29 protein-coding genes are annotated in these 26124 nt (G+C 66.6%); 28 read left to right on the forward strand and 1 reads right to left on the reverse strand.

Going from position 1 to position 26124, the window contains the following annotated elements:
• Positions 1 to 2 precede the first annotated feature (2 nt).
• The 7 genes from FJY73_01270 (at position 3) to FJY73_01300 (ending at position 5374) form a co-directional block, all read left to right on the forward strand.
• Complete coding sequence (locus tag FJY73_01270; GenBank protein MBM3319296.1) at positions 3 to 674, forward strand: energy transducer TonB; 672 nt, start codon at positions 3 to 5, stop codon at positions 672 to 674.
• A gap of 61 nt (positions 675 to 735) precedes the next feature.
• Complete coding sequence (locus FJY73_01275; protein MBM3319297.1) at positions 736 to 1446, forward strand: YIP1 family protein; 711 nt, start codon at positions 736 to 738, stop codon at positions 1444 to 1446.
• Between the two features lie 122 nt (positions 1447 to 1568).
• The gene (locus FJY73_01280; GenBank protein ID MBM3319298.1) at positions 1569 to 2903 is read left to right on the forward strand and encodes a TolC family protein; all 1335 of its coding nucleotides are present in this window, start codon (positions 1569 to 1571) and stop codon (positions 2901 to 2903) included.
• Positions 2904 to 2925: 22 nt separating this feature from the next.
• Complete coding sequence (locus FJY73_01285) at positions 2926 to 3600, forward strand: ABC transporter ATP-binding protein (protein MBM3319299.1); 675 nt, start codon at positions 2926 to 2928, stop codon at positions 3598 to 3600.
• Positions 3601 to 3624: 24 nt separating this feature from the next.
• Positions 3625 to 4701 (forward strand): C40 family peptidase, encoded by a 1077-nt coding sequence (locus FJY73_01290; GenBank protein MBM3319300.1) that lies wholly within the window; start codon positions 3625 to 3627, stop codon positions 4699 to 4701.
• 54 nt (positions 4702 to 4755) lie between these two features.
• Positions 4756 to 4938 (forward strand): hypothetical protein, encoded by a 183-nt coding sequence (locus FJY73_01295; protein ID MBM3319301.1) that lies wholly within the window; start codon positions 4756 to 4758, stop codon positions 4936 to 4938.
• Between the two features lie 67 nt (positions 4939 to 5005).
• Positions 5006 to 5374, forward strand: coding sequence for a hypothetical protein (locus FJY73_01300; GenBank protein MBM3319302.1), 369 nt, complete (start codon positions 5006 to 5008; stop codon positions 5372 to 5374).
• 15 nt (positions 5375 to 5389) lie between these two features.
• Here FJY73_01300 and FJY73_01305 read toward each other — a convergent pair whose 3' ends face one another.
• On the reverse strand, positions 5390 to 5833 hold the full coding sequence (locus tag FJY73_01305; GenBank protein ID MBM3319303.1) for a hypothetical protein: 444 nt from the start codon (positions 5831 to 5833) through the stop codon (positions 5390 to 5392).
• Positions 5834 to 5994: 161 nt separating this feature from the next.
• Here FJY73_01305 and FJY73_01310 point away from each other — a divergent pair, with 161 nt between their 5' ends.
• The 21 genes from FJY73_01310 (at position 5995) to FJY73_01410 (ending at position 26124) form a co-directional block, all read left to right on the forward strand.
• Positions 5995 to 7104 carry an energy transducer TonB gene (locus FJY73_01310; GenBank protein ID MBM3319304.1) on the forward strand — a complete coding sequence of 370 codons (1110 nt, stop codon included), beginning with the start codon at positions 5995 to 5997 and terminating at the stop codon, positions 7102 to 7104.
• A gap of 26 nt (positions 7105 to 7130) precedes the next feature.
• The gene (gene bamD / locus FJY73_01315; protein MBM3319305.1) at positions 7131 to 7895 is read left to right on the forward strand and encodes an outer membrane protein assembly factor BamD; all 765 of its coding nucleotides are present in this window, start codon (positions 7131 to 7133) and stop codon (positions 7893 to 7895) included.
• Positions 7892 to 8488 carry a nicotinate-nucleotide adenylyltransferase gene (locus FJY73_01320; GenBank protein MBM3319306.1) on the forward strand — a complete coding sequence of 199 codons (597 nt, stop codon included), beginning with the start codon at positions 7892 to 7894 and terminating at the stop codon, positions 8486 to 8488. The genes bamD and FJY73_01320 overlap by 4 nt, the downstream gene beginning before the upstream one ends.
• A 4-nt stretch (positions 8489 to 8492) precedes the next feature.
• Positions 8493 to 10049, forward strand: coding sequence for an Rne/Rng family ribonuclease (locus tag FJY73_01325; GenBank protein MBM3319307.1), 1557 nt, complete (start codon positions 8493 to 8495; stop codon positions 10047 to 10049).
• A 176-nt stretch (positions 10050 to 10225) separates the two neighbouring features.
• Positions 10226 to 10540: a 50S ribosomal protein L21 gene (gene rplU / locus FJY73_01330; GenBank protein ID MBM3319308.1), complete on the forward strand. Its 315-nt coding sequence runs from the start codon at positions 10226 to 10228 to the stop codon at positions 10538 to 10540.
• Between the two features lie 74 nt (positions 10541 to 10614).
• The gene (gene rpmA / locus FJY73_01335) at positions 10615 to 10881 is read left to right on the forward strand and encodes a 50S ribosomal protein L27 (GenBank protein MBM3319309.1); all 267 of its coding nucleotides are present in this window, start codon (positions 10615 to 10617) and stop codon (positions 10879 to 10881) included.
• Between the two features lie 96 nt (positions 10882 to 10977).
• Positions 10978 to 11763, forward strand: coding sequence for a 3-deoxy-manno-octulosonate cytidylyltransferase (gene kdsB, locus FJY73_01340; GenBank protein MBM3319310.1), 786 nt, complete (start codon positions 10978 to 10980; stop codon positions 11761 to 11763).
• Positions 11760 to 13391, forward strand: a complete 1632-nt coding sequence (locus FJY73_01345; protein MBM3319311.1) for a CTP synthase — start codon at positions 11760 to 11762, stop codon at positions 13389 to 13391. Before kdsB ends, FJY73_01345 begins: the two co-directional genes overlap by 4 nt.
• Entirely contained in the window at positions 13388 to 14227 is an 840-nt protein-coding gene (gene kdsA / locus FJY73_01350) for a 3-deoxy-8-phosphooctulonate synthase (protein ID MBM3319312.1), read from the forward strand. Before FJY73_01345 ends, kdsA begins: the two co-directional genes overlap by 4 nt.
• A complete protein-coding gene (locus FJY73_01355; GenBank protein ID MBM3319313.1) occupies positions 14224 to 15249 on the forward strand; it encodes a KpsF/GutQ family sugar-phosphate isomerase in 1026 nt (341 codons plus the stop codon). The genes kdsA and FJY73_01355 overlap by 4 nt, the downstream gene beginning before the upstream one ends.
• A 117-nt stretch (positions 15250 to 15366) precedes the next feature.
• Positions 15367 to 16248 (forward strand): lysophospholipid acyltransferase family protein, encoded by an 882-nt coding sequence (locus FJY73_01360; protein ID MBM3319314.1) that lies wholly within the window; start codon positions 15367 to 15369, stop codon positions 16246 to 16248.
• On the forward strand, positions 16227 to 16781 hold the full coding sequence (gene lptC / locus FJY73_01365; GenBank protein MBM3319315.1) for an LPS export ABC transporter periplasmic protein LptC: 555 nt from the start codon (positions 16227 to 16229) through the stop codon (positions 16779 to 16781). The genes FJY73_01360 and lptC overlap by 22 nt, the downstream gene beginning before the upstream one ends.
• Positions 16771 to 17523, forward strand: a complete 753-nt coding sequence (gene lptB / locus FJY73_01370) for an LPS export ABC transporter ATP-binding protein (protein ID MBM3319316.1) — start codon at positions 16771 to 16773, stop codon at positions 17521 to 17523. The genes lptC and lptB overlap by 11 nt, the downstream gene beginning before the upstream one ends.
• Positions 17524 to 17559: 36 nt before the next feature.
• Positions 17560 to 19017, forward strand: a complete 1458-nt coding sequence (gene rpoN, locus FJY73_01375; GenBank protein ID MBM3319317.1) for an RNA polymerase factor sigma-54 — start codon at positions 17560 to 17562, stop codon at positions 19015 to 19017.
• Positions 19018 to 19050: 33 nt separating this feature from the next.
• Entirely contained in the window at positions 19051 to 19584 is a 534-nt protein-coding gene (gene raiA, locus FJY73_01380) for a ribosome-associated translation inhibitor RaiA (GenBank protein MBM3319318.1), read from the forward strand.
• Positions 19585 to 19590: 6 nt separating this feature from the next.
• Complete coding sequence (gene hprK / locus FJY73_01385; protein MBM3319319.1) at positions 19591 to 20535, forward strand: HPr(Ser) kinase/phosphatase; 945 nt, start codon at positions 19591 to 19593, stop codon at positions 20533 to 20535.
• A 32-nt stretch (positions 20536 to 20567) separates the two neighbouring features.
• Positions 20568 to 20846, forward strand: a complete 279-nt coding sequence (locus FJY73_01390; GenBank protein MBM3319320.1) for an HPr family phosphocarrier protein — start codon at positions 20568 to 20570, stop codon at positions 20844 to 20846.
• Positions 20843 to 22639 carry a phosphoenolpyruvate--protein phosphotransferase gene (gene ptsP, locus FJY73_01395; protein MBM3319321.1) on the forward strand — a complete coding sequence of 599 codons (1797 nt, stop codon included), beginning with the start codon at positions 20843 to 20845 and terminating at the stop codon, positions 22637 to 22639. The genes FJY73_01390 and ptsP overlap by 4 nt, the downstream gene beginning before the upstream one ends.
• Positions 22636 to 23736 carry an SIS domain-containing protein gene (locus FJY73_01400; protein ID MBM3319322.1) on the forward strand — a complete coding sequence of 367 codons (1101 nt, stop codon included), beginning with the start codon at positions 22636 to 22638 and terminating at the stop codon, positions 23734 to 23736. Before ptsP ends, FJY73_01400 begins: the two co-directional genes overlap by 4 nt.
• Positions 23733 to 24710, forward strand: coding sequence for an NTP transferase domain-containing protein (locus FJY73_01405; protein MBM3319323.1), 978 nt, complete (start codon positions 23733 to 23735; stop codon positions 24708 to 24710). Before FJY73_01400 ends, FJY73_01405 begins: the two co-directional genes overlap by 4 nt.
• A gap of 142 nt (positions 24711 to 24852) precedes the next feature.
• Entirely contained in the window at positions 24853 to 26124 is a 1272-nt protein-coding gene (locus FJY73_01410; protein MBM3319324.1) for an adenosylhomocysteinase, read from the forward strand.

Here is a 26124-nt window from a genome sequence, read left to right on the forward strand (position 1 = left end):
CGATGGCGCGCCTTGTCGCCACGGAAAACGTCAAGTTCAAGCTCGGCTTTCGGAAGTACTTCGACCTTGCGCTCATCGCCGCCGTGCTTCTTCACATGATCGGGTTCGTGTGGACGCCCGAGGTCAACGTGGAGGCGTACGTGACCGAGAAGGAGGAGGAGATCGTCGTCCTTGAGGTTCCCGAGGAGGTCGAGGTTCCTCTTCCCCCGGTGGAAGCGATCCGTCCCTCGATCCCGCTCGCGGCCGAGCTCACCGAGGTCCTTGCGTCGGACGAGGCGGACCCGGAAGAGACGATCCAGGACACCGAAGTGAACGTCAAGAACCCGACCGCGGCGCGCCTGAACTACGTCGATCCGGGCGAGATGGGCGGTGGAGACGCGGAGTTCCTCACGTACAGCGACCCGCCGATGGAAAAGCGAATTTTCCGCCCGGACTACCCGGCGCTCGCGCGCCAAGCCGGAATCGAGGGGACCGTCGTTGCGAAGGTCTACATCGACGAGAAGGGGCGCGTGATCCGGGTGGAGATCGTGCAGTCGCCGGCGGAGATCTTCAACGAGCCGGTGAAGCAGGCCTTGTTCAAGAGCGAGTTCTATCCGGCGAAGCAGCGGGACATCCCGGTGAAGAGCCGGATCCTCGTTCCGTTCGAGTTCTACATCCGGTCCGGCCAGCGCTGATCCGGAGTCGCGTCCGTCGAGGGGAAGCGCGCCGGCCGGGTACCGGCGGAGCTCCGTGACGATGAGCGGAAGCAGCGAGGTCGAGCGGCCCTCACCCGACGGGCGCCCCGGCTTCTGGAACGATTGCCTGGCCCTCTGGTTCTCGCCGGCGGGCCTCTTTTCTTCGATCGCGGAAAGGCCGCGGTGGCGCGCGGCGCTCGTCCTTCTTCTCGTCCTCGTCACGCTCTCCACGTTCGTCACGCTCGACCCCCTCCTGGAGACGATGCAGAGCCGGGGGGCGGCGGAGATCCGCGAGCGGGGCGGAAGCGCCGAGGCGCTGGAGATCCTCCGCGGCCGGACGGTGCGCCTCGGTCTCGTTGTCACGGCACCGCTCCTCTTCCTTCTCGCCCTCGCCGCTCACGCGGGGGGCGCGTATCTCGTGCTCGCGGCGACGGGGGGGTTGGGCGTTGAACGGCCGTTCACGCGGCTCTTCCAGGTCGCGACATGGGGGAGGATGGTGCAGGTTCCTCGGCTGCTTCTCTGGGTGCCGCTCGTCCTGGCGAAAGGGAGCGGGGAGGTCTACTTCGGGCCGGCCGCGCTCGCCGCCGGTGAAGGCCGCTCGGCGCTCTTCGCGGTACTCGTCGCGCTCGACCTCTTCTCGATCTGGTTTCTCGTGCTCTACGCTCTCGGGATCAAGATCGTTCTCCGCGTCTCGGGGCTCCGCGCAGCCGTCGCCGCGGTTCTCCCGTGGGCGATCGGGCAGGCGATCCAGATCGCGACCGCGCATCTCTGACCTAGTGCCCTCGGCCTGGACTCAGGGAACGAAAGCGCCTACTCTCGCGTAGGGTGAATCGTAGGTCGGCGGCGCTTCGCCGGAGCGCCGCGGGAAGACGCCCCCTCGACAAGGAGTCTCGCATGAAGCGTGGTGTCGTTCTCCTCGCCGCATCGGCCGTGTTCGTTCTCGCGGTCTCCGTCCCGAGCGCCGACGGAACCCCCTCCACCGCCGAGCGCGCGGCCGAGGCAATCCGAGGCGGAGTTCCGCTCGGCGTGGATCGATGCGTTGAGATCGCGCTCGACCTGAACCCGTCCCTTCGTTCGAGCCGGGAGAGCACCCGAGCGACGGAGCGGGCCGTCCTCGAGGCCTATGCCGCCTTCTTTCCTCGGGTGGACGGAGGTTACGACGGATCACGGACGAAGATCGGCTACTCCGAGTTTCAGCTCGCGGGAACGCGGGAGTTCGACAACCATGCCCTAGGGATCTACTTGAACCAAACCCTCTTCTCCTTCTCGGGCGTGAAATCGATCCATCGCGCGCGGAACAGCCGGGAAGCGGGCCGTGCGGGCTTCGATGCGGACCGTCAAGGGCTCATCTACGAGGTCCGGGCGGCATGCCACGGGCTTCTCATGACGGTCGATCTCCTCGAGGTGGCGCGCGAGAACCTTCGGGTGGGGGAGGAGCAGCTCAAGCTCGCGGAGAAGCGGAAGGAGGTGGGAGCGGGCGTCACCGCCGACGTGCTCAAGGCGAGCGCGCAGGTGGAAGCGAACCGGCTGGACGTGATCACCGCGGAGAAGAACCTTGCGACGGCGCGCGCGGAGCTTCTCGCTTTTCTCGGCATGGATGTCACCCTTCCGATCGAGGTCGAGCCTCCGAAGGAGATCCGCACAGAGGTTCCGCGATTCGACGAGAGCATGCGCGCGGCGGAGGAGAACCGGCCCGACCTTCGCGAGATGAAGTACGCGGCGCGCGCGAGCGAGGACGGCGCCGGAGCGGCGTGGGGCGAGTATGTCCCGTCTCTCGGGGGGAGCTTCTCCTACGGTTGGAGGGACACGATGCTGAGCGGGGACATCTTCGACGAAACGCGGAACACGTGGACCGCGAGGATCAGCCTGGACGTCCCTCTCTTCAACGTTGGGGCCGCCTCGCGCGTGCGTCAAGAGAAGGCGCGGGCGGCGGCGGCCCGCCACGGCCTTGAGGCGACCCGGAAAGGGATCGAGCTCGAGATCCAAGAGGCGATCCTCTCGATCGAGGAGGGACTGAAGAAGATGGAAGCCGCGGCGCGCACGGTCGCGGCCGCCGAAGAGGACCTCCGCGTGTCGCGGGGGAAGTACGAGCACGGTCTCGTTCCGATTCTGGATCTCATCGAGGCGCAGGCCGCTCTTCGGGAAGCGCGCGCCGCAGAGGTCGAGGCGACCTACGACCACATGACCGCGCGCGCGGCGTGGGAGAAAGCAGTGGGGGCGATTCGCTGAGATGCCGAGCGCCAACGGATACTTGATCGAGACGCAGGATCTCTCGAAGACCTACCGGCTCGGGAAGCTCGATGTCCCCGCGCTTCGCGGCGTCACCTTCCAGGTCCGGCGCAACGCATACATCGCGATCATGGGTCCCTCCGGTTCGGGGAAATCGACGCTCCTGAACCTTCTCGGGTGCCTCGACACGCCCACCGCGGGCGAGTACCGGTTGGATGGGGTCGAGGTCTCCGGGTTCTCCGAAGAGGAGCTCGCGGCGATCCGCAACCGGAAGATCGGGTTCGTCTTTCAAACCTTCAACCTTCTTCCGCGCGCGAACGCGTTCCAGAACGTGGAGCTCCCCCTGATCTACGCCGGGGTCGGCAAGCAGGAACGCCGCGCCAGGGCCGGCGAAGCGATCCGAGCAGTGGGCCTCCTCGATCGGGCGCGCCACCGGCCGAACGAGCTCTCCGGGGGCGAGCGGCAACGCGTCGCGATCGCGCGCGCTCTCGTGAACCGGCCGTCCCTCATCCTTGCCGACGAGCCGACCGGAAACCTGGACAGCGCGACCGGCGAGGAGATCCTCGCGATCTTCGATTCGATCCGAAAGGCGGGGAACACGATCCTCCTCGTGACGCACGAAGAGGAGATCGCGCGTAGGACGGATCGGATCATCCGCTTGCTCGACGGCAGGATCGCCGACGACCGTTCGCCCTAGCGCCGGCCGCAATCGGAGGAGCCCTTGAACGAGAACGAGCTTCTTCTTCGTGTGCGCGAGCGCCTCCGCGAGGCGGCCGCCGCGGCGGACCGCCGGTACGACCGGATGGAGCTTTCCGCGCGGGCGGAGGGGGGCGCGGTCGTCCTCGAGGGGTACGCGACCTCCGAGAACCTCGTCTGGAGCCTTCGAAACCTTCTCGAGAAAGAAGGGATTCTGGCCGACGATCGCGCGGTCGAGCGCCTCGATCGCTCCTCCGCGGTCCGGGTGCTCATCGCGATCTCGGCCGTCGCTCATCTTCGCGACGAGCCGGATCCGCGCTCGGGACTCTTGACGCAAGTCGTGCTCGGCGAGGAAGTGGACGGGCTCTTGGAGAAGGGGAAGTGGGTGCTCGTCCGCACCCGGGACGGGTACCTCGGCTGGTGCAGCCGGAACACGCTCGCCGCGCCGTGCGAGGAGGTGCGGGCTCTCCGCGCGAGCCGTCCGGTTCTCCGCGTGACCGCGCGCGAGTCGCTCCTCCGCGAGTCGCCTCGCGAGGACGCTTCCCCGGCGCGCGAGGCGGTGTTCGATTCGCGTCTTATCAGTTTAACCATGAATGATAAGTGGGTCGAGACGCTTCTCGCCGACGGCGCGAGGGGATGGCTTCCCGCGGAAGCGGTCGTTCGGGAGGACGCGATCCCGAGCGCCCCGTCCCCCGCGACCGTCGTGGAGGCCGCGCGGCGGATGATCGGCGCCCCCTATCTCTGGGGGGGCACCTCGCCCAAGGGCTTCGACTGCTCGGGGCTCGTGCATCGTGTGTTCGGGCACTTCGGCGTGTCGCTGCCGCGGGACGTGGATCGGATGATGGCCTCGCTCGGGGAGACGTGGGTCGGGCGAGACCCGGCGGAAGGCGATCTCCTCTTTTTCGGGGAGGACCGTCCCACGCACGTGGCGATCTCGCTCGGCGGCAAGGACTTCTTGCATGCGTCCGGCTGGGTGCGAATCGAGTCGCTGGAACGCGCCTCTCTGGCCTACCGGGCGGATCTGGACGCCGCGTGGATCGGGGCGGGGCGCGTTCTCGGGAGGAGGGAGCGAGCGCCGACCCTCCGCCGGGGGGAGTCCTGACCGCCGCTGGATCGCGGGCGGTCTGGGGCGGGCTTTCCGCTCGAGGGAGGTATCGTGGGAGCCCTTCTCCGCTTTCTCTTCTATCTCTTCCTCTTCTATGGGGCGGCGCGGCTCCTCGGGGCCCTCTTCCGCCCGAAGCCCCCGGAGAGGGGCGCGGAGAGGGCCGGGACTCGTTCTCCGAACCCGCTCAACGGGGAGCAGATCGAGGATGCCGAATGGGAGGAGATCGACAAGTAGGAAGGGATTCCTGTTGACGCCCCTCGCGGATCGAGACTATAGTGGGATCCCGAATCGGGGGAATCGTATGCGCCATCGAAAGAGAAGCTCACGCGGGATCGTTCTGCTCGACCTGGCCGTCGTGGCCGCCCTTCTCGTTCTCGTCGTGTTCATTCAGGTCGCCGTCTACCACCGGAACGCGGAGATCCGACGGGAGCAGGACTCCCGAAAACGGATGAAGTGGATCGCGAAGGCGCAGGAACTCTACTTCACGGAGAACGCGCGCTACGCGTCGCGGTTCCGCCAGCTCACGCCTTACGTGCGGGACGTGGACACGTTCGTTTGCCCGGTCACCGGCGAGCTCTTCTCCCTCTGGATCGACGATCTCGGCCGATACCAGCTGGAGAGCCCCGCCGGACACGGGTCGATCCTCTCCGGCGAGCCGGACTGGGAGTAGGGAAAGCCCGGGCGGCTACTTCTTTCCCTTCCAATGTTTGAGCTCGATCTCTCTCAGGATTTGGTCGATCTGCTCGCGCACCTTCGTCTCGGCGCTCGGCTCGAACAGGACCTTCTGAATCCGGCCGTGGGTGTCCTTCTTGGCGTAGCGGATCGCCTTGAGAACCTCGATCGGAGCCAGGATATCCCGCGAGACCCGAACCTCGATCGATTCGCCGTCCACGTTCTTCTCGGGGCTGTTGAAGGGGGACATGCCGAGGGCCCAGCCGTGGGCAAGCATCCCGCAAAGGGCGATGCGGAGGCGGTTCCAGCCCTCTTCGGTGGAGAGGTCCAGGTTCCCCTTCAACCGCTGGAGGAGCCCATCTACGACCGGCGCCATCCGATCCACGATCTCCGGTTCCAGTCGAAGTTTGGCGAGGTTGACGAACATCTGATGAATGATGTCGTTGGTGGCCGTCATTGATTGTCTCCTTCGCTCGAGGCGCTCAGGCTGATTATCGGACGAAACCCCCTCCCGGTTAACGCCTTTTCTGTTGACCTGATCTCGGCGGCCCGCCTACAGTTAGGCGCCGAGCGGGAGGGCGCGACTTGGGCTTGGTCAACATGAGGTGCGTGTCTCGGATGTCCCCATCGTGCCGTCTCGCCCCAGGGGCTCTTCCCGTCCTGCTTTCTCTCCTTCTTCTGGGCGCGCGCCCGTGCGCGGGCGGGCCTCCTGAATCGTCGTATCTCACGAACGTGGAGCTTATGCAGCTTGTCGCGCGAGGCGCGGTCGCGAAGGCGCTCGACGGTTTCGTGTATGCGGAGAACGAGGCGCTCCGCATTCAAGGGGGCGACCCGACCGAAGCCGACTGGATCGTCGAGAACGAGATCGTATCGGCCCTCTCCGCCGCCGGAGTGCGCGTCCGTGTCGGCGAGCTGAGGAAGCCGCCGGCCTTGGCGGCCGCGGCGGGCAAACCGGGCCAGGAATCGAAGAAACTGGACCTGTCGTTCCCCGTGGACGTCCCTCCCGTTCTCCTATCGGGGGAAGGAGTCGCGTACCCGGGCGAAGCGTGCGAGAGAGGCCTCGAGGGGGAGGTGACCCTGGGCCTCATCTTGAACGAGCAGGGCTCCGTTGCGAATGTGGTCGTGGAGGAGAGCACGGGAGAGCCTTTCGAGAGCGCGGCGACGAGCGCGGTCCAGGGCTACCGGTTCAAACCGGGGGAGCGCGCGGGGGCAGCCGCCCCATCCAAGGCGGTGCTCCGCTTCCGATTCCCGGCGCTCGAAGAAGGGTGCGAGAGCGCGCGTGTCGTGGGAGAGCCTCCATCGTCGGGCGAGGCGACGGCCTCGAAGGGCGCGGCGCCGAGCGAGGGGGAGGAGGAGACCGCTCCTCGGCCCACGGTCCCCGAGGGGGCGACGGTGCTCACGTTTCGCGTCTCCGAGATGGAGATGCGCTATCCGGACGTGGGCAGGCGCTTCTGGATAGGCCCGAAAAGGGTGGAGCGCTTCGCGCGCATGCGCCTCGATCTCCGGCTCCAAAAAGGGAGCGACGTGATCTGGTCGGATTCCGCCGAGCACTACGCGGCCGACCGCGTTCCCTACGGCGCGCTCCGCTACCTCGAGAGCGCTCAATACTCCTTCGCGAAACCGGAGATCGCTCCCGGCGGAGCCTCCCGACTCGTCGAGCCCCTGGTCGTTGCCGGCGTGATCGGCGGCCTCGTTCTGCTCTTCTACGCGAACCAGACAGGCAACTGACCGAACCTCGGTGGAAAGGCACGGCCGTGCCGCGAGCGTTCCTTCGATCGGTTCTCGTCTACGCGCTCCTTTGCTCGGCGTGCGGGACGGGCGAGCTGCTTCCCGAGGGCTCGCCGGAAGAGCGCTTCGCGCGCGCCGACGGCTATCTCGCACGGGGGAAAGAACAGAAGTCGCTCGAGGCGTATCGGGAGCTCGGCCGGATCTACACCGGGACCGAGTGGGAGGAACGGGCGCGCCTCGGAATCGCCCGATCCTACCGTTCGATGAAGGAGCATCCGGCCGCGATTCAGGAATACGAAGCCTTCATCCGCCGGTACCCTCGCTCGCAGTGGGTCGACGACGCCGACTTCGAGATCGGTCTTTGCTACGCGGACCAGAGGAAGAAGCCGGAGCTCGATCAGGAGATGAACCTGAAGGCGCTGGCGCAGTTCAACGACTTTCTGGCCGAGCACCCGACGAGCGAGCTCGTGCCGCGCGCGCGGGACGAGGTGAAGATGGCGCGGACGAACCTCGCGCGGAAGGCGCTGGAGAACGGCGCGACCTACGTCAAGATCCGCCGCTACGAGGCGGCGCGCTTCTACTTCCGTCTCGTGGCCGGCGAGTACGCGGACACCGACCTCGCGCCCGAGGCTCTCTACGAGATCGCGCGCACGTACGAACGCGAGAAGATGCCGGAGGAGGCGGCCGAGGCGTTCGAGGAGCTTCGAACCCGATATCCCGACTCCCCCTGGTGCGCCCGCCTCGAGCGGTCGTTCGGAGGAACCGGCGCGAAGGGGGACGGAGGGACGTGAGCGGAGACGTGGTGATCTTCGGGGGAACCTTCGATCCGATCCACGTCGGACATCTGATCCTCGCCGAGTGCGCGGCGGACGCGCTCGGGGCGCGGGATGTGCTCTTCGTACCGGCAGGCCGCCCGCCCCACAAGGGGGCCGAGGCCCTTTCGAGCGCGCGCGACCGCGAGGAGATGGTGCGGCTCGCTCTCGAGGGGAACGATCGCTTCGCCCTCTCTCGGACGGAGATCGAGCGGGAGGGGCGCTCCTTCGCGATCGACACGATCCGCGAGATCGCGCGCGCGAAAGGTGGCCGGCGGCCGTACTACTTCATCGGCGCGGACAGCCTCGTGGATCTCCCCGGATGGAGGAGCCCGGAGGCGATCCTCGAGGAGGCGGAGGTCGTGGTCGCCCCGCGGCCCGGCTTCGATCTTCGCTCGGTTTCCGGGCTCGTCGATCGCGTGCGGATCCTCGAGGCGCCGCGGATCGAGATCTCGTCCACTCTCATCCGCCGGCGCGTGCGCGCGGGGGAGTCGATCCGCTACCTGGTGCCTGAGAGCGTGCGGGCCTATATTCTCCGCGGGAACCTTTATCGGGACGCGGAGGCGGGCTGAGACGATGGCGCGCAACAAGTCGATCTTCACGGAGATCATCGTGAACGCGAGCCCGGGCGAGACGCGGGTCGCGATCCTCGAGAACCACTCGCTGGTCGAGTTTCTCGCGGAGCGAGCGGACGCCGCGCGCCAAGTCGGGGACATCTTCAAGGGGCGCGTCAACGCCGTTCTTCCCGGCATGCAGGCGGCGTTCATCGACATCGGGCTCGAGAAGACCGCGTTCCTTCACGTCTCGGACATGGTGATGCCCGATGCCGAGATTATGGAGGGGATCGACGAGGAGAGCGAGCGCGCGGGGCCGGCCGCGAGGAAGGTCCCGCGCGGCGTCTCGATCGAGGGCCTCCTCAAGAAGGGCCAGGAGATCATGGTGCAGGTGACGAAGGAACCGATCGGGACGAAGGGCCCGCGCGTCACCACGCAGCTTTCGATCGCCGGCCGCTTCCTCGTCCTCATGCCCGGCATCCCCCAGGTCGGGGTGTCGCGCAAGATCGAGAATCGCGAGGATCGCGCGCGTCTCCGCGAGACTGTGCAAGGGGTTCTCCCGGCCGGAATGGGGGCGATCGTGAGGACCGTGGCGGAGGGGAAGCAGAAGCGCCATTTCGCCTCGGACGTCCGCTATCTCACGCGGCTCTGGAAGCAGATTCAGGAGTCTTTCGAGCGGATGCCGTGCCCTTCGCTTCTCCACAAGGAGGTCGGGCTCACGATCGGACTCCTTCGGGATCTCTTCAGCGAGGACGTGGACCGGCTCATCATCGACTCGAAGAAGGAACACAAGCAGATCCTCACGTATCTGCAATCGACCGCGCCCGAACTCCGGGATCGCGTTCACCTCTATAAGGAAGACACTCCGATTTTCGATGCCTATGAGATCGAGAACGAAATCGAAAAGACGCTCTCGTCGAAGATCTGGCTGAAGCAGGGGGGATACATCGTTCTCGAGCAGGCGGAGGCTCTGGTCGCGATCGACGTGAACACCGGCCGTTACACGGGCGAGAAGGATCAGGAGGAGACGATCGTCCGCACGAACCTGGAGGCGGCGAAGGAGATCGCCCGGCAGCTGCGGCTCCGGGACATCGGCGGCATCCTCGTGATCGACTTCATCGACATGGAGAAGGAAGCGAACCGGGACAAGGTGCTCGAAACGCTCCGGGAGGCCCTGAAACGGGACCGCTCGCGGACGAAGACGTTCCGCGTGAGCGAGCTCGGGCTCGTCGAGATGACCCGGCAGCGCGTGCGGCCGAGCCTGCTCCACTACTTCAGCGCCCCCTGCCCTCACTGCGGGGGGACGGGGAAGCGCCTCTCCCTGGCGACGCTCGCCGGAAAGGTCGAGAGGCTCCTCAGGCGCGTCTCGAGCTACTGCGACGAGAAGAAGGTCGTGGTCAAGCTGAACCCGGAGCTCGCCGTGACCTTCTTGGAGGGGGGCGGGGGACGGCTCGAGGAGATCGAAAAGCGCTACCGCTTGAGCGTCGAGGTGGAGGACGATTCCAGCCTCTCGCGCGAGGAGGTCCGGATCTTCGGGAAGCGCTCGGGGAAGGAGCTGACCGACCAGGTCGTCTTCTGATCGCGGGGCGGGGCGGGCGCAGCGGGGGAGACCCTCGTTGTTTTTTTGTGTCCTTCCCGCGCTTGACAAGATGCGCGCGGGGGTGATATGAATCAACAGGTCATTTTCCGCCCGATCCGGACGGGAAGCCCCTCGTGGGCTCCCCGGCCGAGAAGGGAACGAGAGGGGAAGAGGTTTTGTTCGCAATCGTCGAAAGCGGGGGATGTCAGTTTCGTGTGGAGCCGGGGAGCGTGATCGAGGTTCCCCTTCTTCAGGCCGAGCCGGGGGAGAAGGTGCGGCTCGGACGAGTCCTTCTCCTGGAGGTCGAGGACGGGTCGCGCACCGTGGGGAACCCGGTCGTCGAGAACGCCTCGGCGGAGGCCGAGGTCCTCGGCCACGGCCGCGGGGAGAAGGTCCTCGCGCAGAAGTTCAAACGCCGCAAGGGGTATCGTAAGCTCCTCGGGCAGCGGGCCCGGCACACGAAGCTCCGGGTCCTTTCGATCGAGAGGTAGAGAGAAAACAAGCGCCGCCGGCATCGGTCCGCGCGTTCGGGCGGCCGGCCGGAGCGGAGGCAGAGGATCGTTCGATGGCTCATAAGAAAGGCGTGGGAAGCTCCCGAAACGGGCGCGACAGCCAGGCGAAACGGCTCGGCGTGAAGCGCTTCAGCGGAGAGCGCGTCCTCGGGGGCGAGATTCTGGTTCGGCAGCGCGGGACGTGCATCTACCCGGGCCGCAACGTCGGTTGCGGGGGAGACCACACGCTGTTCGCGAAGGTCGGCGGCATCGTGGAATACGTCCGGAAGGGACGCGACCGGAAGATCGTGAACGTTCTCGTCCCGGAGCCGGCCGAGTAGGGGGGGGATGTTCCGACCGCCCGGTGTTCGGCCCGCTGCGGCTCGTTCTTGGAGAGGGGATCCGTATCCCCTCTCTCTCTTTTGGGGGTGAGCGGCATGGGGGGAACTGGGGAGCGAATCGCGGCGATCGTTCCCGCCCGCATCGGGTCGACCCGGCTTCCGCGGAAGCCCCTCCAGCGGATCGGAGGACGCGAGATCGTCCTTCTCGTGTGCGATGCGGCCGCGGGAGCGCGCCTGGTCGGCGAGGTCGTCGTGGCGACCGACGATGAGGAGATCGCCGCCTGCGCCCGGGGCGGCGGATACCGGGCGGTGATGACCTCGCCGGAGCACGCGACAGGGACCGATCGGGTGGCGGAGGCCGCGCGCTCGATCGAAGCCGACGTGGTGGTGAACGTGCAGGGAGACGAGCCGTTTCTTCCGCCGACCGCGCTCGATCTCGTTCTCGAGCCGATGGTCGGGAACCCGCGCGTCGCGATGCGGACGCTCGTCGTTCCTCTTGAGGGGGAGGCGGATCTCGCGGATCCGAACACGGTGAAGGTGATCGCGAGCCGATCGGGAAGAGCGCTCTACTTCTCGCGCGCGCCGATCCCGCACGCGTGGAAGCCCGGGCCGATCGAACGCTGGAAGCACGTCGGGGTCTACGCGTTCCGGCGCGACGTCCTCTTCCGATTCGTGGATCTCCCGCGCACCGACCTGGAGAAGAAGGAGGGGCTCGAACAGCTTCGAGCCCTCGACCACGACATCCCGATCGAGGTCGCTTTCTGGCCGCGAGCGTTCCACGGGGTGGAAACCCCGGAGGACTTGGAGCGTGCCCGCGCGCTCGTCGCGGCCTCGCCGGGGACCGGACCGAACCGCGACGGAAGAGGAGAGAAGACCGCATGACCCGCTACGTCTTCGTGACCGGCGGCGTGGTCTCCTCGCTTGGGAAGGGGATCGTCGCCGCCTCGCTCGGCATGCTGCTCAAGGCGCGGGGGCTCCGCGTCACCCTCCTCAAGCTCGATCCGTATATCAACGTCGATCCGGGCACGATGAACCCGTTTCAGCACGGGGAGGTTTTCGTGACCGACGACGGGGCGGAGACCGACCTCGATCTCGGGCACTACGAGCGCTTCACGGGGGAGAGCCTCGGCCGGCACAACAACGCCACGACCGGGCAGATCTACGACACCGTGATCTCCCGCGAGAGAAGAGGGGAGTACCTCGGCGTCACCGTGCAGGTCATTCCCCACATCACGAACGAGATCAAGCGCCGCATCGTCGATCTCGGGAGGCGCACATCGGCGGACGTGGTCATCACCGAGATCGGCGGGACCGTCGGCGACATCGAGAGCCTTCCGTTCCTCGAGGCGATCCGCCAGCTCCGCCTCGAATGCGGGCGCGAGGCGACCCTCTTCATGCATGTCACGCTCCTCCCCTATCTCACGACGTCGCAAGAAATGAAGACGAAGCCGACCCAGCACAGCGTCAAGGAGCTCCGCGAGATCGGCATTCAGGCGGACGTCCTCGTTTGCCGCACGAACCAACCGATCGCGGAGGACGTGCGCGCGAAGATCGCGCTCTTCTGCAACGTCTCCGAGAAGAACGTGATCGAGGCGAGGGACGCCTCCTCGATCTACGAGGTCCCTCTCGCGCTCAATCGGGGGGGCCTTGACCGGCTCGTCGTCGAGCAGTTCGGGCTCTCGCTCCCCGCGCCGGAGATCGAGGAATGGCGGCGGATGGTGGAACGGGTCCATTCCCCCTCGACCGTCGTGCGGATCGCGGTGTGCGGAAAGTACGTGCATCTCGTCGATGCGTACAAGTCGGTCCACGAGGCGCTCGTCCACGCGGGGATCGCGAACGACGTCCGCGTGAAGAGCGTGTGGGTCGACTCGGAGAAGCTCGGGGATGATCAGGAGCGTGCGGTGCTCGAGGAGTGCGACGGGATTCTCGTCCCGGGCGGGTTCGGGATTCGCGGGATGGAGGGGAAGGTTGCGGCGGTCCGCTTCGCGCGCACGAGAGGCGTCCCGTACCTCGGGCTCTGTCTCGGTCTCCAGGTCGCCGTGATCGAGTTCGCCCGGCACGTGTGCGGGCTCTCCGGCGCGACGAGCGGCGAGTTCGACTCGAACGCCGAACATCGGGTCATCGATCTTCTTCCGGAGCAGCGGATGGTTGAGAACTTGGGGGCGACGATGAGGCTCGGCGCCAGCGAGGTTCTTCTCGCGCCGGGAAGCCGGGCGCGGGCGCTCTATGGGCGCGAGACGATTCACGAGCGCCACAGGCACCGCTACGAGGTGAACAACGAATACCGGGATCTGCTTCAGTCGAAGGGGCTCCTCGTGAGCGGGAGGAGCGCCGATCGGGACCTCGTGGAGATCGTCGAGATCCCCGGCCATCCGTTCTTCGTCGCCTCTCAGTTCCACCCGGAGTTCCGCTCGAGGCCGCTCGCGCCCGCTCCCCTCTTCGCCGGGTTCGTCCGCGCCGCGAGAGAACGGGCCGAGGCGCCGGCCGAGGCGAAGGGAGGAGAGAGATGAGCGCGCCGCGCATCGTGGAGATCGGGGGCGCCCGTTTTGGCGCGGAGGGGAAGCTCGCCCTCATCGCCGGACCGTGCGTGATCGAGTCGGAAGAGCTGACGCTTCGAACCGCGGAGGCGATCCGCCGGATCGCGGAGAAGCTCGGCGTTCCCTTCGTGTTCAAATCTTCGTACCGAAAGGATAACCGTTCCTCGGTCGAGTTTTTCGAGGGGCCCGGCCTCGAGGCGGGACTCGCGGTTCTCGATCGTGTGAAGAGAGAGGTCGGCGTCCCCGTTCTGTCGGATGTCCATACGCCGGCGCAGGCCGCGCCCGCAGCGGAGGTTCTCGACGCCCTCCAGATCCCCGCCTATCTCTCGCAGCAGACGGAGCTCCTTCTCGCGGCCGCGCGGACGGGAAAGGCGATCAACATCAAGAAGGGGCAGTTCGTCGCGCCGGAGGATCTGATCCATTCGGTGCGGAAGGTGGAGTCTGCGGGGAACCGGAACATCCTCCTCACGGAGCGAGGATCCTGCTTCGGATACCGGACTCTCGTTGTCGACATGCGCTCGCTCGCGGTGCTCCGCGGGCACGGGTACCCGGCCGTGTTCGACGTCACCCACTCGGTGCGCGTCTACGGGAAGCCGAGCGCGGACCCGGCCGGGGGAACGCCCGAGCACATTCCTCTTCTCGCGCGCGCGGGGGTCGCGGCCGGATGCGACGCGCTCTTTATCGAGACGCATCCGGACCCGAGTCGCGCTCTCTGCGACGCGGCGAGCATGCTCCCTCTCGCGCGCCTGGAGAAACTTCTCGCGCAGCTTCTCCGCGTGCACGAGGCGAGCCGGGCGGAAGACGCATGACCGGGGACGAGGGGCGCTTCGCGATCGAGCGCGCGCGGTCCGTCTTCCGAAGGGAAGCCGAGGCGATCCGCGAGCTCGAGGGAACAATCGGGCCGTCGTTCGCGCGCGCGGTCGAGAGAATCCGGCGGGCGATCGTCCGCCGCGAGGATCCGGCGGGGACGCGGCTCGGGAAGATCGTGGTCACCGGCGTCGGAAAGTCGGGTCTCGTGGCGCGCAAGATCGCGGCGACCTTCAACTCCACCGGTGCGACCGCGTTCTTCCTCCATCCGGTCGAGGCGGTCCACGGGGACCTCGGCGTGATCGAGCGCGAGGACGTCGTCCTCATGGTCTCCCGCTCGGGAGCGAACGAGGAGCTGAAGCGGCTCGTCCCGTCGCTTCGCGTGCTCGGGGTCGGCCTCATCCTCATCACCGCCAAGCCGGACTCGGAGCTCGCGGGCGCGGCCGACGAGGTGCTTCTCATCGGCGACGGGCCGGAAGCGTGCAGCCTGAACCTCGCGCCGACGGCGAGCGCCGTGGCGAGCATCGCGATGGGGGACGCGCTCGCGCTCACGCTCTTCGATCTTCGAGGTCTCAAGAGCGAGGACTTCGCGCGCTTTCATCCGAGCGGGGCGCTGGGGAAGAGGCTTCTTCTTCGCGTGCGCGACATCATGCACACGGGGGACGCGATGCCGCTCGTTCGCGAGGACGCGAACATGAAGGACGCGCTTCTCGAGATCGTGGGGAAGCGCCTCGGTGCGACCGGCGTCGTGGATGCCGCGGGGCTCGTTTCGGGGATCGTGACCGACGGCGATCTCAAGCGAATCTTGCTGAAGAAGCCGGACATCTTCTCGCTCGCGGTCGGGGAGGTGATGACGCGGAGCCCGAAGACGATCGGACCGGATGCTCTCGTCGCCGACGCCCTACGGATCATGCACGCCAACCCGCGAGGGATCATCTCCTGTCTACTGGTCGTGGACGCCCTTTCGAAACCCTTGGGTTTCCTGCACATGTACGATTGCCTCCGGAGCGGCGTGGCCTCGTAACCCGCATTGGCACAACCCTTGCTTGACAGACGCGCTTCGCTCGTCTATGGTGACCGCGGGGAGCGGGATCGACCGCGTGAGGAGCAGCCGAGCAGCGATTGAGGTGGGATGCCGGCGATGCGGTTGAAGGAAGCGATCGCGTTCCAGGGGGTGCGCGCGGCGATCGGCGCCGGGTCGATCCTCCCGCGGTCGGTCGGCGCGCGTCTTTTCGAAGCGGGCGGGGAGCTCGTGCATCTCTTGGAGCGAAACGGTAGGGAGCGGGCGCGGCGAAACCTGGCGCTCGTCTACGGGAACGCAGCGGGAGCGGAGCGAACGGCGCGCCGAGTCTATCGGGATCTTGGGCGAAACGCATACGACCTCGTTCGTCTGGAGAAGCTCGAGGGTGCGGATCTCGAAGCGCTCGTCGAACCTTCGGGTATGAACCATCTGGAGGGAGCGCTCTCCTCGGGACTCGGGGTGATCGGAGTCGCCGGGCATCTCGGAAATTGGGAGCTGATGGCGGCGTACCTCGGACGAAGGGGAGTTCGGCTCACCGCGCTCGCGGCGCGTCTCTTCGATCCGCGGCTCGACGCGTGGCTCGTGCGGATGCGCGCGCGGCACGGGGTGGCGTCGCTCCTCCGTTCGGAGCCCGCGTGTCTCCGGCGCGCGATCCGGGTTCTCAAGGGCGGGGAGATGCTCGGGGTCTTGATGGACCTTCGTTGCCGGCGGGAGGGGATCGTCACCGAATTCCTCGGGCGGCCGGCCCGAACGGAGATCGGGCCGGTGCGCCTGGCGGCGCGAACGGGTTCCCTCCTCGTTCCGATGGGCTGTTGGAGGATCGAGGGAGGGCGGTACCGGGTCGCGATCGAGCGACCGATCGAGCCCCCGTCGTCCCGCGCATCGCGGACGGTTCTGGAGGAGACCGCGACGCAGTGTCTCCGCGTTCTGGAAGGCTTCATTCACGGGGCCCCGACCCAATGGGTCTGGATGCACGACCGATGGACGCTCGAAACATCTTGACCGCGCTTCTCGGGGCGGCGCTTCTCCTCGTTTTTGCGGGGTGCGGGGAGAAGAGCGTCGATCGGCCCGAGGGGACCGAACCCGCTCCTCTCGCGACCCAAGAGACGCGCGTCCGAAATTGGGTCGAATACCGGGAAAACCGGAAAAGCTGGGTCTTTCGAGGCGATGTCGTTCGGCTCTTCGAGGAGCCGAAAAGGGTTGAGTCCGAGGGAGTTGTGGTCGATTTCTATGATAGGGAAGAGATGTACCTCTCCACCCTGACCGCGGAGCGCGGGAGAATCGACCGGAAGACGACCGACATGGAGGTCGAGGGGAACGTCATCGTGACGAACCGGGACGGGGCTCGCCTCGAAACCGAGTGGATCCGCTGGGACAACAAAGAAGAGATCATCTACACGGACGCGTTCGTGACGCTCTCCGAAGGAAGGAAGAGGATCACGGGGTACGGGCTCCGAACCGATCCCGGCCTCCAGAACGCCGAGGTCAAGCGCGACGTCGTCGCGTTCACCGTGGAGGCGCCCGATGAGCGCTGATCCGCGCGGCCCGAAGGGGTGGAGAAGTCTTCGAACGGACGGGCTCGTCAAGGAGTACAAAGGGCGGCGCGTGGTCGGAGGCGTCTCGATCGAGGTCGGCCGCGGCGAGGTCGTCGGCCTTCTCGGTCCGAACGGCGCCGGAAAGACCACGACGTTCTACATGATCGTCGGCATGATCCGGCCGAACGCCGGGAGGATCTATCTCGACGCGGAGGACGTGACGGCGCGGCCGATGTACCAGCGCGCGCGCATGGGGATCGGTTACCTTTCGCAGGAGTCGTCCATCTTCCGGAAGCTGACGGTCGAGGAGAACCTGCTCGCGATCCTCGAAACCCTTCCGCTTTCGAAAGCGGAAAGGCGGCGGAAGGCGGAAGGGCTGATGGAGGAGCTCGGGATCGCGTCGCTCGCGCGCTCGAGGGCGTACACGCTCTCCGGAGGGGAGAGGAGGCGGGCGGAGATCAGCCGGGCGCTGACGACTGATCCGGCCTTCCTCCTTCTGGACGAGCCGTTCGCGGGGATCGACCCGATCGCGGTTCAGGACGTGCAGGAGATCGTCGCGAGCCTGAGGGATCGCGGAATCGGCGTCTTGATCACCGATCACAACGTGCGGGAGACCCTCTCGATCACGAATCGCGCATACATTCTCTATGAGGGGAAGGTCCTCCTTTCGGGGAGCGCGAAGGAGCTTGCGGACAACCCTGAGGCGCGCGAGATCTACCTCGGGGAGAGGTTCCGTCTGTAGGCCCGTCCCGACGGGGGCGAAGAAGGAAGACGTGCCATGGAGATGAAAGCGGGTCTCCAGCTTCGAATGCTGCAGACGCAGAAGCTCGTGATGACCCCCCAGCTCCAGCAGGCGCTGCGGCTTCTGCAGATGCCCACGCTCGAGCTCCAGCTCGTTCTCAAGCAGGAGCTTCTCCAGAACCCGCTGCTCGAGGAGATCGAAGATCTCGTCGAGGAGGAGGAGGAGTCGCTCGAGCGGGAGGCGGACGCGCGCGACGAGGAGGGGAAGGCTCCGGAGCCCGAGGCGGGGACGGCGCCGGACGGGGACGGGCGCGCCGAGATCGACTGGGACGAGTACTTCCACAATCCGCAGGAGTACAGCTACTTTCGGCGGAACGAGGGGGAGTCGAGCGAGGATTACTACGAGCGGGTCCCCTCGACGACCGTTCGCCTCTCCGAGCATCTCTTGTCGCAGCTTCGGATCGCGACCGGCGACGACGATCTTCTCCGCATCGGGGAGTTCCTCGTCGGGAGTCTCGACGAGCGGGGCTACCTCACGATGACCGCGGAGCAGGTGGCGGAGAGCGTGGGCGCCCCGCGGGAGCGCGTGGAGGAAGCCGTCCGTCTCCTTCAGACGCTGGATCCCTCGGGCGTGGGAGCGCGCGACCTCCGCGAGTGCCTGCTTCTCCAGCTCCGGCAGAACGGGAAGGAAGGGACGAACGCGTACCGGATCGTCGACGAGCACTTCGATGCGTTCGTGCAGAACAAGTACCTCGATCTCGCCAAGAGGCTGAAGACTACGCCGCGCGAGATCCAGAACGCGTCCGCCGAGATCGGGAAGCTGAACCCGCGTCCGGGGATCCTCTACTCGGACGAGGAGCCGCGCTACATCGTGCCGGACCTAGTCGTCGATCGGGTGGATGACGAATACGTGGTCTACCTGAACGACGTCCACGTGCCGCGCCTCCGCATCTCGAAGGCGTACGAAAACATGCTCGTCTCGCAGGGAGACGCGGCGGAGGGAGAGGCGCGCGAGTTCATTCGAGAGAAGCTGACCGCGGCCAACCAACTGATCAACACGATCGAGCGTCGCCGCCGCACGATGATCAAGGTGATGAAGGCGATCGTCGAGCACCAGCGCGAGTTCTTCGACCGCGGCATCCGCTTCCTGAAGCCTCTCACGCTCCAGCAGGTCGCGGAGCAGATCAGCGTGCACGAATCGACGGTGAGCCGCGTCACCTCGAGCAAGTATGTCCAAACGCCTCGGGGAGTGTACGAGCTCAAGTTCTTCTTCTCCTCGAGCATCCGGTCGGAGTCGGGCGAGGACGCGTCCGCGAAGCGCGTGAAGGACCGCGTGCGCGAGCTCGTCGAGACCGAGGACCGGAAGAGGCCGCTCAGCGATCAGAAGATCGTCGAGATCCTCAAGAAGGAGGGTCTTCTCATCGCGCGCCGAACGGTCGCGAAGTACCGAGAGCAGATGGGGATTCTGGCCGCCCGCTACCGAAAAGAATTCTGATCGGGGGATCGTGAGAGGGAAAGGAGAGCAGTGATGCAGGTCTCGATCACGGCCCGCCACTTCGATCTGACGGAAGGGCTTCGGAAGCACGCCGAGGAGAAGCTCGAGCGTCTCTCCAAGTACGGGCTCCCGCTGCAGGAAGCCCATGTCGTGCTCGCCGTCGAGAAGCACCGGCACAAGGCCGAGGTGACCGTTCACGGGAACGGGTTCCGCCTGACCGGCGCTTCGGAATCGGACGACATGTACGCGTCCGTCGATCAAGCGGCAGAGAAGCTGGAGACGCAAGTCCAGCGGCGCAAGGGGAAGGTGCTCAGTCGGAAGCAGAAGGGCCATCGCGGGCCGGCCCCTCGCGTTCAGGTCGTGAGCTCGGAACGATCCGAGGAGGACCAGAGCCTGCGCGTTCTCCGCTCGGATGAGGAGACCGCCCCTTCCCTCACGGTCGAGGAGGCGATCCGCCGTCTCCGGGAGGCCGAGGAGGATTACGTCCTCTTCACGAATCCGGTGTCCGAGCGGCTGACGGTCGTTCTTAGGCGGAAGGACGGCGACTACGGCGTGATCGAGGTCTAGCGGCGGATGCGGGGCATATCCGTTCAACGCTTCTTCGACGAGAAGAAGGACGAGTTCCAGCTCGAGGCGCTTACCGAGAGCCTCGCGGCGGCGCGCCCGATCACGGTGAGCGATGTCAACCGGCCCGGACTCGCCCTCGCCGGCTTCACGGCGAACTTCCTCGCCGATCGGATCCAGATCCTGGGTGAGACGGAGATGCTCCTTCTCGAGACGTTCGAGGAGAGAGAGCGAATTCGGGCGATTGATCGTCTGTTCGATCACGATCTTCCGTGCGTCATCGTGGCGAAGGGTCTCGTGTTCCCCTCGTATCTCGTCGAGCGAGGGACGCGGGCGGGCGTTCCGATTCTCCGGACCCCGTTTTCCACCACTCCCTTTATTCATCAACTGACGGAGTACCTCGAGCACCTGTTCGCGCCGCTCACGCACATCCACGGGAGTCTCGTCGATGTCTACGGCGTGGGTCTCCTCCTCACTGGGGAGAGCGGGATCGGGAAGAGCGAGTGCGCGCTCGATCTCGTCGAGCGGGGGCACCGGCTGGTCGCGGACGATCTCGTGATCGTGACGCGGCGAAGAAGCGAGCTCGTCGGCGAGGCGAGCGAGCGCCTCCGGGACCACATGGAGATCCGCGGGATCGGGATCATCGATGTCGGCCGGATGTTCGGGATCCGCGCGGTCGCGCGGCGGAAGGAGATCTCCGTGGAGGTCCGGCTGAAGGAGTGGGCGGGAGACGTCGACTACGACCGTCTGGGCCTCGAGGAGAAGATGACGACCATTCTCGGGGTGAAGATCCCGGTCGTGACCATTCCCATCATCCCGGGGAAGAACATCACGGTGCTGGTGGAGGTCGTCGCGATGAACCACCTGCTGCGCGTGCACGGGATCCGTCCGGCGGAGCTCCTGAACGACAGCCTGATCCACGCGATGAAGCGGCCGGAAGAGGGCCGGCCGTAGGCCCGGTGCGGTTCGCCGAGAGGATGCGCGCGATGACCGAGCAGACGGTGCTCGTCCGGAACAAGCTCGGGATCCACGTGCGGCCGGCGGAGCGGATCGCCCAGACGGCGAATCGGTTTCTCTCGAAGATCGGGCTAAAGAACGGCGAGTGCCGCGTGAACGCGAAGAGCATCCTCGGGATTCTCGCCCTCGAGGCGGGACTCGGAACGGAGATCACGATCGCCGCGGACGGTCCCGATGAGCGAGACGCGGCGGCTGCGATCGCGGCGCTCTTCGAGGCGGGGTTCGGGGAGGAGCTCGGAGAGACGTGAAAGGACGAAGCTCGGCGGGAAGACGGAAGGCGCGGAAGGGCCAGGTGCAGATGCGCGGGCTTCCGGTCTCGCCGGGGATTGCCGTTGGAGAGGTCTTCGTCCTCGACGCGCGCGACCTTGACATCGAGGAGGTTCGGATCGCCCCCGAGGAGATCGAGAGGGAGGAGAAACGGCTTCTCGAAGCGATCGCGGAGACGCGCGATGAAGTCCTCAAGATACGGACCCGCTATCGCTCGATCGTCGGCGAGGATCTCGTCCGCGTCTTCGACGCTCAGATTCTGCTCCTCGAGGACGAGGCCGTTCTCGACGCCGCCCTCGCCGAGATCCGGGAGGAGAGGCGAAGCGCGGCGGCGGCGGCGCACCATGCGTTCGCGCGCGCGATCGAGACCCTGACCCGCACGGAGAACGAATACCTCCGCGACCGCGCCGAGGACGTGAAGGACGTCCGGCGGCGTCTTCTCCATCATCTCCACGGAGGCCGGCGCCGCTCGTTCGCTCACATCGACAAGAACGTGATCCTCGTCGCCGACGATCTCACCCCGTCGGAAACCGTGCAGCTTCCGCGCAGCAAGGTGAAAGGGTTCGCGACGCGGCAGGGGGGACGCACCTCGCATACCGCGATCATGGCCCGATCCCTGCAGATTCCCGCGGTCGTCGGGGTCGAGGAGATACTCGAGGAAGCGGAGCACCGGGATCGGATCATCGTGGACGGGAGCGAAGGGATCGTCGTTCTCCGTCCCGAAGCCGATCTCCTTCGCGGCGCGAGAAGCCGCCAGCGCCGCTACATGGAAGTCTCGCGCGAGCGCCTTCGCCTCCGCGATCTCCCTTCGGTCACTCGGGACGGGGTGGAGATCCGCCTCTTCGCCAACGTGGACGTCCCGGAGGAGGTCCCGCTCGCGATCGAGAACCGCGCGCGCGGGATCGGGCTCTTCCGAACCGAGTTCCTTTACTTTCGCGACGTCGAGATCGCGCGCGAGGAGGCGCAGACCACCGTCTATCGCAAGATCCTACGGCGCGTCTCCCCGGATCCGGTCGTCTTCCGAACGCTCGACGTGGGAGGGGACAAGGTCCTCGATCCTCTTTCCGCGCCGATGGAGCCGAACCCGATGCTCGGCTGGCGCGGGATCCGCATCTCGCTCGAGCTTCGCGATCTCTTCCGGGTGCAGGTGCGCTCCCTTCTGCGCGCCTCGACCGTGGGGAACCTCTCGATTCTCCTTCCGATGATCTCGACGCTCGACGAGGTGCTCGAGGCGAAGCGTCTGATCGCCGATGCGCGCGAGGAGGTGCGCCTCGAGGGTGTGCGGCTTCCTGAGAAGATCCGCGTCGGCGCGATGATCGAGACTCCAGGGGCGGTCTTCCTCGCCCCGCACATCGCGCGCGAGGTGGACTTCTTCAGCATCGGAACCAACGACCTGATCCAGTACAGCCTTGCGGTCGATCGAGACAACGTGAAGGTGGCCCATTTGTTCGATCCGTTCCATCCGGCGGTGAGCGCTATGGTCAAGCTTGTGCTCGATGCGGCGCGCGACGCGGAGATCCCCGTGTCGATCTGCGGGGAGATGGCGGGAGAGCCGCTCTGCGCGATTCTCCTCATCGGTCTCGGGGCGCGCGAGCTCTCGGTCCACCCGTATCTCATCCTGGAGCTGAAGCGGATCTTCTCTCTGATGGAAACCGGCGAGGCGCGCGCGCTCGCGGAGGAAGCGCTCCGGATGCCATCGGCCGGGCGCGTGCGGGAGGCGGTGGAACAGTTCCTTCACGACCTGGAGGTTCGAGGCGAAAGGGAGAAGGGATGAAGGATTGGCGGGCTCTCCGAGAGCGCCACGACCGCGCGGACATGTTCGATCGGATCCGCGGTCTTCCGGAACAGATCGAGGACGCGGTCGCGCGGTTCCGCGTGGAAGGCGCGGAGCCGGAGGGGTCGGACCTCCGCAATGTTCTCCTCCTCGGGATGGGGGGTTCGGCGATCGGCGGCGAGATCGCGGCGGCGCTCCTTCGGCCGACGGCCGGAATCCCCGTGTGCGTCGTGCGAGGCCCCGAGGTCCCCGCATGGTGCGGTCCCGACACGCTCGCCCTGGCGGCGAGCTACTCCGGAGAGACCGAAGAGACGGCGGCGGCGGCGGCGCGCGCGCTCGAGCGGGGAGCGCGGCTCGCGGTCGTCGCGTCGGGGGGGGAACTTCTCGCGCGCGCAGAGGCGCGGGGCCTGCCGCGCGTTTCGATCCCGTCCGGTTTCCCGCCGCGCGCGGCGATCGGCTACCTCGCCGCTTCGGTCCTCCTCCTTCTCGAGAGGGCGGGGGTCGGGTCGGAGGATGGGCGCGCGCTCCGGGACGCTGCCAGGCTCCTCGGCGCACAGCGCGACGAATGGAAGCTCGGCGGCGCGCCTTGCGAGAGCGCTCCCGCCGAGGCCGCGCGCTCTCTCTTCGGGCTTGTTCCGTACGTGTACTACGCGGAGGGGGAGATGGCCCCGGTCGCGGCGCGCTGGTGCGGCCAACTCGCCGAGAACGCGAAGACGCTCGCGCATCGCGCGGCGTTTCCGGAGGCGAACCACAACGAGATCGTCGGGTGGGAAAGGGCGGACGGGATCCCGCCGATCGGGCTCGTCCTTCTCACGAGCGAGGCGGATCCGCCGAGCGTCCGGCGGGGAATGGAGGGGGCGCTCCGCATGATGAAGGAAAGCGCGCGGATCGTTCTTTGCCACGTCCCTCGCGGAGACCGGCCGCTCGCGCGCATCCTCTCCGGAATCTACTTCGGTGATTTCGTGAGCTACTTCCTCGCTCTTCTTCACGGAGTCGATCCCACACCGGTTCTCTCGATCGACCGCTTGAAGCTGGAACTCGCGGCGGAGCGCGGAGGGAAACGCGCCGACGGGCGAGACGGGAGGGAGCGGCTGTGAAAGCGATCATCCCGTTGGCGGGGGCGGGTCGCCGCCTCAAGCCGCAGACGCACACGATGCCGCAGGCTCTCCTCAACGTGGCCGGCAAGCCGATCCTCGGGCACATTCTGGACGAGCTCCTCGAGGCGGGGGTCGATCACGCGATTCTGGTGGTGGGAAGGCTCGGGGATCCGATCCGGTCGTATGTTACCTCGCGGTATCGCATCCCGTTCGACTTCGTGGAGCAGAAGGAGAGGAAGGGGATCGGGCACGCGATCTACCTCGCGCGGAACTACGTCGATCCGGACGAACCGGTCCTCATCGTGCTCGGCGACACGATCTTCAAGGCGGACTTCGAGTCGGTGATCGGCGGCCCGATGAACGCGATCGGCGTGCGCGCGGTCGAGGACCCTTCCCGTTTCGGCGTCGTCCAACTGAGAGATCAGAGGATCGCGCGGCTCGTCGAGAAGCCCGAATCTCCTGTCTCGAACCTCGCGATCGTCGGGATCTACTACTTCGTCCGATCCGGAAGGCTCTTCGAAGCGCTCGCCGAGATCGTCGAGGGGGAACGCGAGCCGCGCGGGGAAATCTACTTGACGGAGGCGATCGAGAGGATGATCGAGAAGGGCGAGCCGATCCGCGCCGTGACCGTGAACGGCTGGTTCGATTGCGGCGAACCCGACTCGCTCCTCCAGACCAATCGGTTTCTTCTCGAGGAAGAAGCCGCGCGCGTCGAGGTCGAGGGCTCGATCATCATCCCGCCGGTGTACCTCGCATCGTCCGCGAGCGTCGTCCGATCCGTGATCGGCCCCTACGTCACCGTCGGAGAGGAAGCCGCGATCACCGACTCGATCGTGCGGGACTCGATTGTGAACGAGCACGCGGTGATCGAGAACTGCCTCCTGGATCGGTCGCTCGTCGGTCTCTACGCGGTCGTTCGGGGAAAGTTCCAGCGCCTGAACGTCGGCGACTCCTCCGAGGTCGATTCTCGATAGCAGCTTCCGAGCGCGTGCCCGCCGCCGGTTTGCGCCGTTTCGCCCGAACCGCCGGCGCGTGGTACACTCCCCGGGAGCGCTTCCACCCGAATCGTGGATCCGAAGAGGCGCTTCAGAGATGCCGTCCGAGAGGAGACGCGGAATGCGAACGGAAACCGATGGAAAGTTCAAGGTGAAAGATCTTTCGCTCGCGGGCGATGGGATGAAGAAGATCGAGTGGGCCGAGTCGCGGATGCCGGTTCTCATGCATCTCAGGCGCCGCTACGAAAAGGAGAAGCCGCTGAAGGGGGCCCGCATCGCGGGGTGTCTTCACGTGACGAAGGAGACGGCGGTCCTCGTTCGGACGCTTGTCGCGGCGGGGGCCGAGGTCGCATGGTCCGGGTGCAACCCGCTCTCGACGCAGGACGACGTGGCGGCCGCGCTCGCGGCGGAGGGAACGCGCATCTACGCGTGGCACGGCATGAGCGTGGAAGAGTTCTACTGGTGCATCGACCGCACGCTCGACATCGATCCGGTCCTCACGCTGGACGACGGCGCCGACCTCATCTTCACCATTCACAACCGCCGAATGGAGCGTTTGGGCAACGTGTGGGGAGGAACCGAGGAGACGACGACCGGCGTGCAGCGGCTCCGCGCGATGGCGGAAGACGGCGCGCTCGGCTACCCGGTCATTGCGGTGAACAACGCGGAGACCAAGTGGGATTTCGACAACGTGTACGGAACCGGCCAATCCACGATGGACGGAATCCTCCGGGCGACCTCGGTCCTCGTGGCGGGGAAGAACGTCGTGGTCGCCGGATTCGGACGTTGCGGGAGAGGATGCGCGATGCGGGCGAAAGGCCTCGGGGCGAACGTCATCGTCACCGAGGTGAACCCGATCCGAGCCCTCCAGGCGACGCTCGAGGGATGCCGCGTCCTGCCGATGGAGGAAGCGGCGCGCGTCGGGGATCTCTTCATCACGGCGACCGGGATGAAGGACGTTCTCGTCGGGCCGCACTTCGACTCGATGAAGGACGGCGCGGTGATCTGCAACACCGGGCACTACGACTGCGAGATCCGAATCACCGATCTCGAGGCTCGCGCCCGCTCCAAGAGGGAGATCCGCCGGGCCAACGAGGAGTTCACGCTGAAGGACGGCCGTCGGATCTACCTTCTGGCGAAGGGGCGGCTCGTGAACCTCGCCGCGGCGGAAGGACATCCCTCCGAGGTGATGGACATGAGCTTCGCCAACCAGTTCCTCGCGATGAAGCACCTCGTGGAGAAGAGGGGCACCCTCGAGAAGAAGGTCTACGACGTGCCGAAGGAGCAGGACGAGGAGATCGCCACGCTCAAGCTCGAGACGATGGGGATCCGCGTCGACCGCCTCACGGAGGAGCAGGTCCGCTACCGGACAGACTACTCCTCGGGGACGTAG

Source organism: Candidatus Eisenbacteria bacterium (genome assembly GCA_016867715.1).
GTDB lineage: Bacteria > Orphanbacterota > Orphanbacteria > Orphanbacterales > Orphanbacteraceae > VGIW01.

Coding starts and splice junctions, on each gene's coding strand:
- FJY73_01270 (MBM3319296.1), top strand. CDS start 3: ATGGCGCGCCTTGTCGCCACGGAAAACGTCAAGTTCAAGCTCGGCTTT.
- FJY73_01275 (MBM3319297.1), top strand. CDS start 736: ATGAGCGGAAGCAGCGAGGTCGAGCGGCCCTCACCCGACGGGCGCCCC.
- FJY73_01280 (MBM3319298.1), top strand. CDS start 1,569: ATGAAGCGTGGTGTCGTTCTCCTCGCCGCATCGGCCGTGTTCGTTCTC.
- FJY73_01300 (MBM3319302.1), top strand. CDS start 5,006: ATGCGCCATCGAAAGAGAAGCTCACGCGGGATCGTTCTGCTCGACCTG.
- FJY73_01305 (MBM3319303.1), bottom strand. CDS start 5,833: ATGACGGCCACCAACGACATCATTCATCAGATGTTCGTCAACCTCGCC.
- FJY73_01310 (MBM3319304.1), top strand. CDS start 5,995: ATGTCCCCATCGTGCCGTCTCGCCCCAGGGGCTCTTCCCGTCCTGCTT.
- FJY73_01325 (MBM3319307.1), top strand. CDS start 8,493: ATGGCGCGCAACAAGTCGATCTTCACGGAGATCATCGTGAACGCGAGC.
- rpmA (MBM3319309.1), top strand. CDS start 10,615: ATGGCTCATAAGAAAGGCGTGGGAAGCTCCCGAAACGGGCGCGACAGC.
- kdsB (MBM3319310.1), top strand. CDS start 10,978: ATGGGGGGAACTGGGGAGCGAATCGCGGCGATCGTTCCCGCCCGCATC.
- FJY73_01345 (MBM3319311.1), top strand. CDS start 11,760: ATGACCCGCTACGTCTTCGTGACCGGCGGCGTGGTCTCCTCGCTTGGG.
- kdsA (MBM3319312.1), top strand. CDS start 13,388: ATGAGCGCGCCGCGCATCGTGGAGATCGGGGGCGCCCGTTTTGGCGCG.
- FJY73_01355 (MBM3319313.1), top strand. CDS start 14,224: ATGACCGGGGACGAGGGGCGCTTCGCGATCGAGCGCGCGCGGTCCGTC.
- FJY73_01360 (MBM3319314.1), top strand. CDS start 15,367: ATGCGGTTGAAGGAAGCGATCGCGTTCCAGGGGGTGCGCGCGGCGATC.
- lptC (MBM3319315.1), top strand. CDS start 16,227: ATGGACGCTCGAAACATCTTGACCGCGCTTCTCGGGGCGGCGCTTCTC.
- lptB (MBM3319316.1), top strand. CDS start 16,771: ATGAGCGCTGATCCGCGCGGCCCGAAGGGGTGGAGAAGTCTTCGAACG.
- rpoN (MBM3319317.1), top strand. CDS start 17,560: ATGGAGATGAAAGCGGGTCTCCAGCTTCGAATGCTGCAGACGCAGAAG.
- raiA (MBM3319318.1), top strand. CDS start 19,051: ATGCAGGTCTCGATCACGGCCCGCCACTTCGATCTGACGGAAGGGCTT.
- hprK (MBM3319319.1), top strand. CDS start 19,591: ATGCGGGGCATATCCGTTCAACGCTTCTTCGACGAGAAGAAGGACGAG.
- FJY73_01390 (MBM3319320.1), top strand. CDS start 20,568: ATGACCGAGCAGACGGTGCTCGTCCGGAACAAGCTCGGGATCCACGTG.
- FJY73_01400 (MBM3319322.1), top strand. CDS start 22,636: ATGAAGGATTGGCGGGCTCTCCGAGAGCGCCACGACCGCGCGGACATG.
- FJY73_01410 (MBM3319324.1), top strand. CDS start 24,853: ATGCGAACGGAAACCGATGGAAAGTTCAAGGTGAAAGATCTTTCGCTC.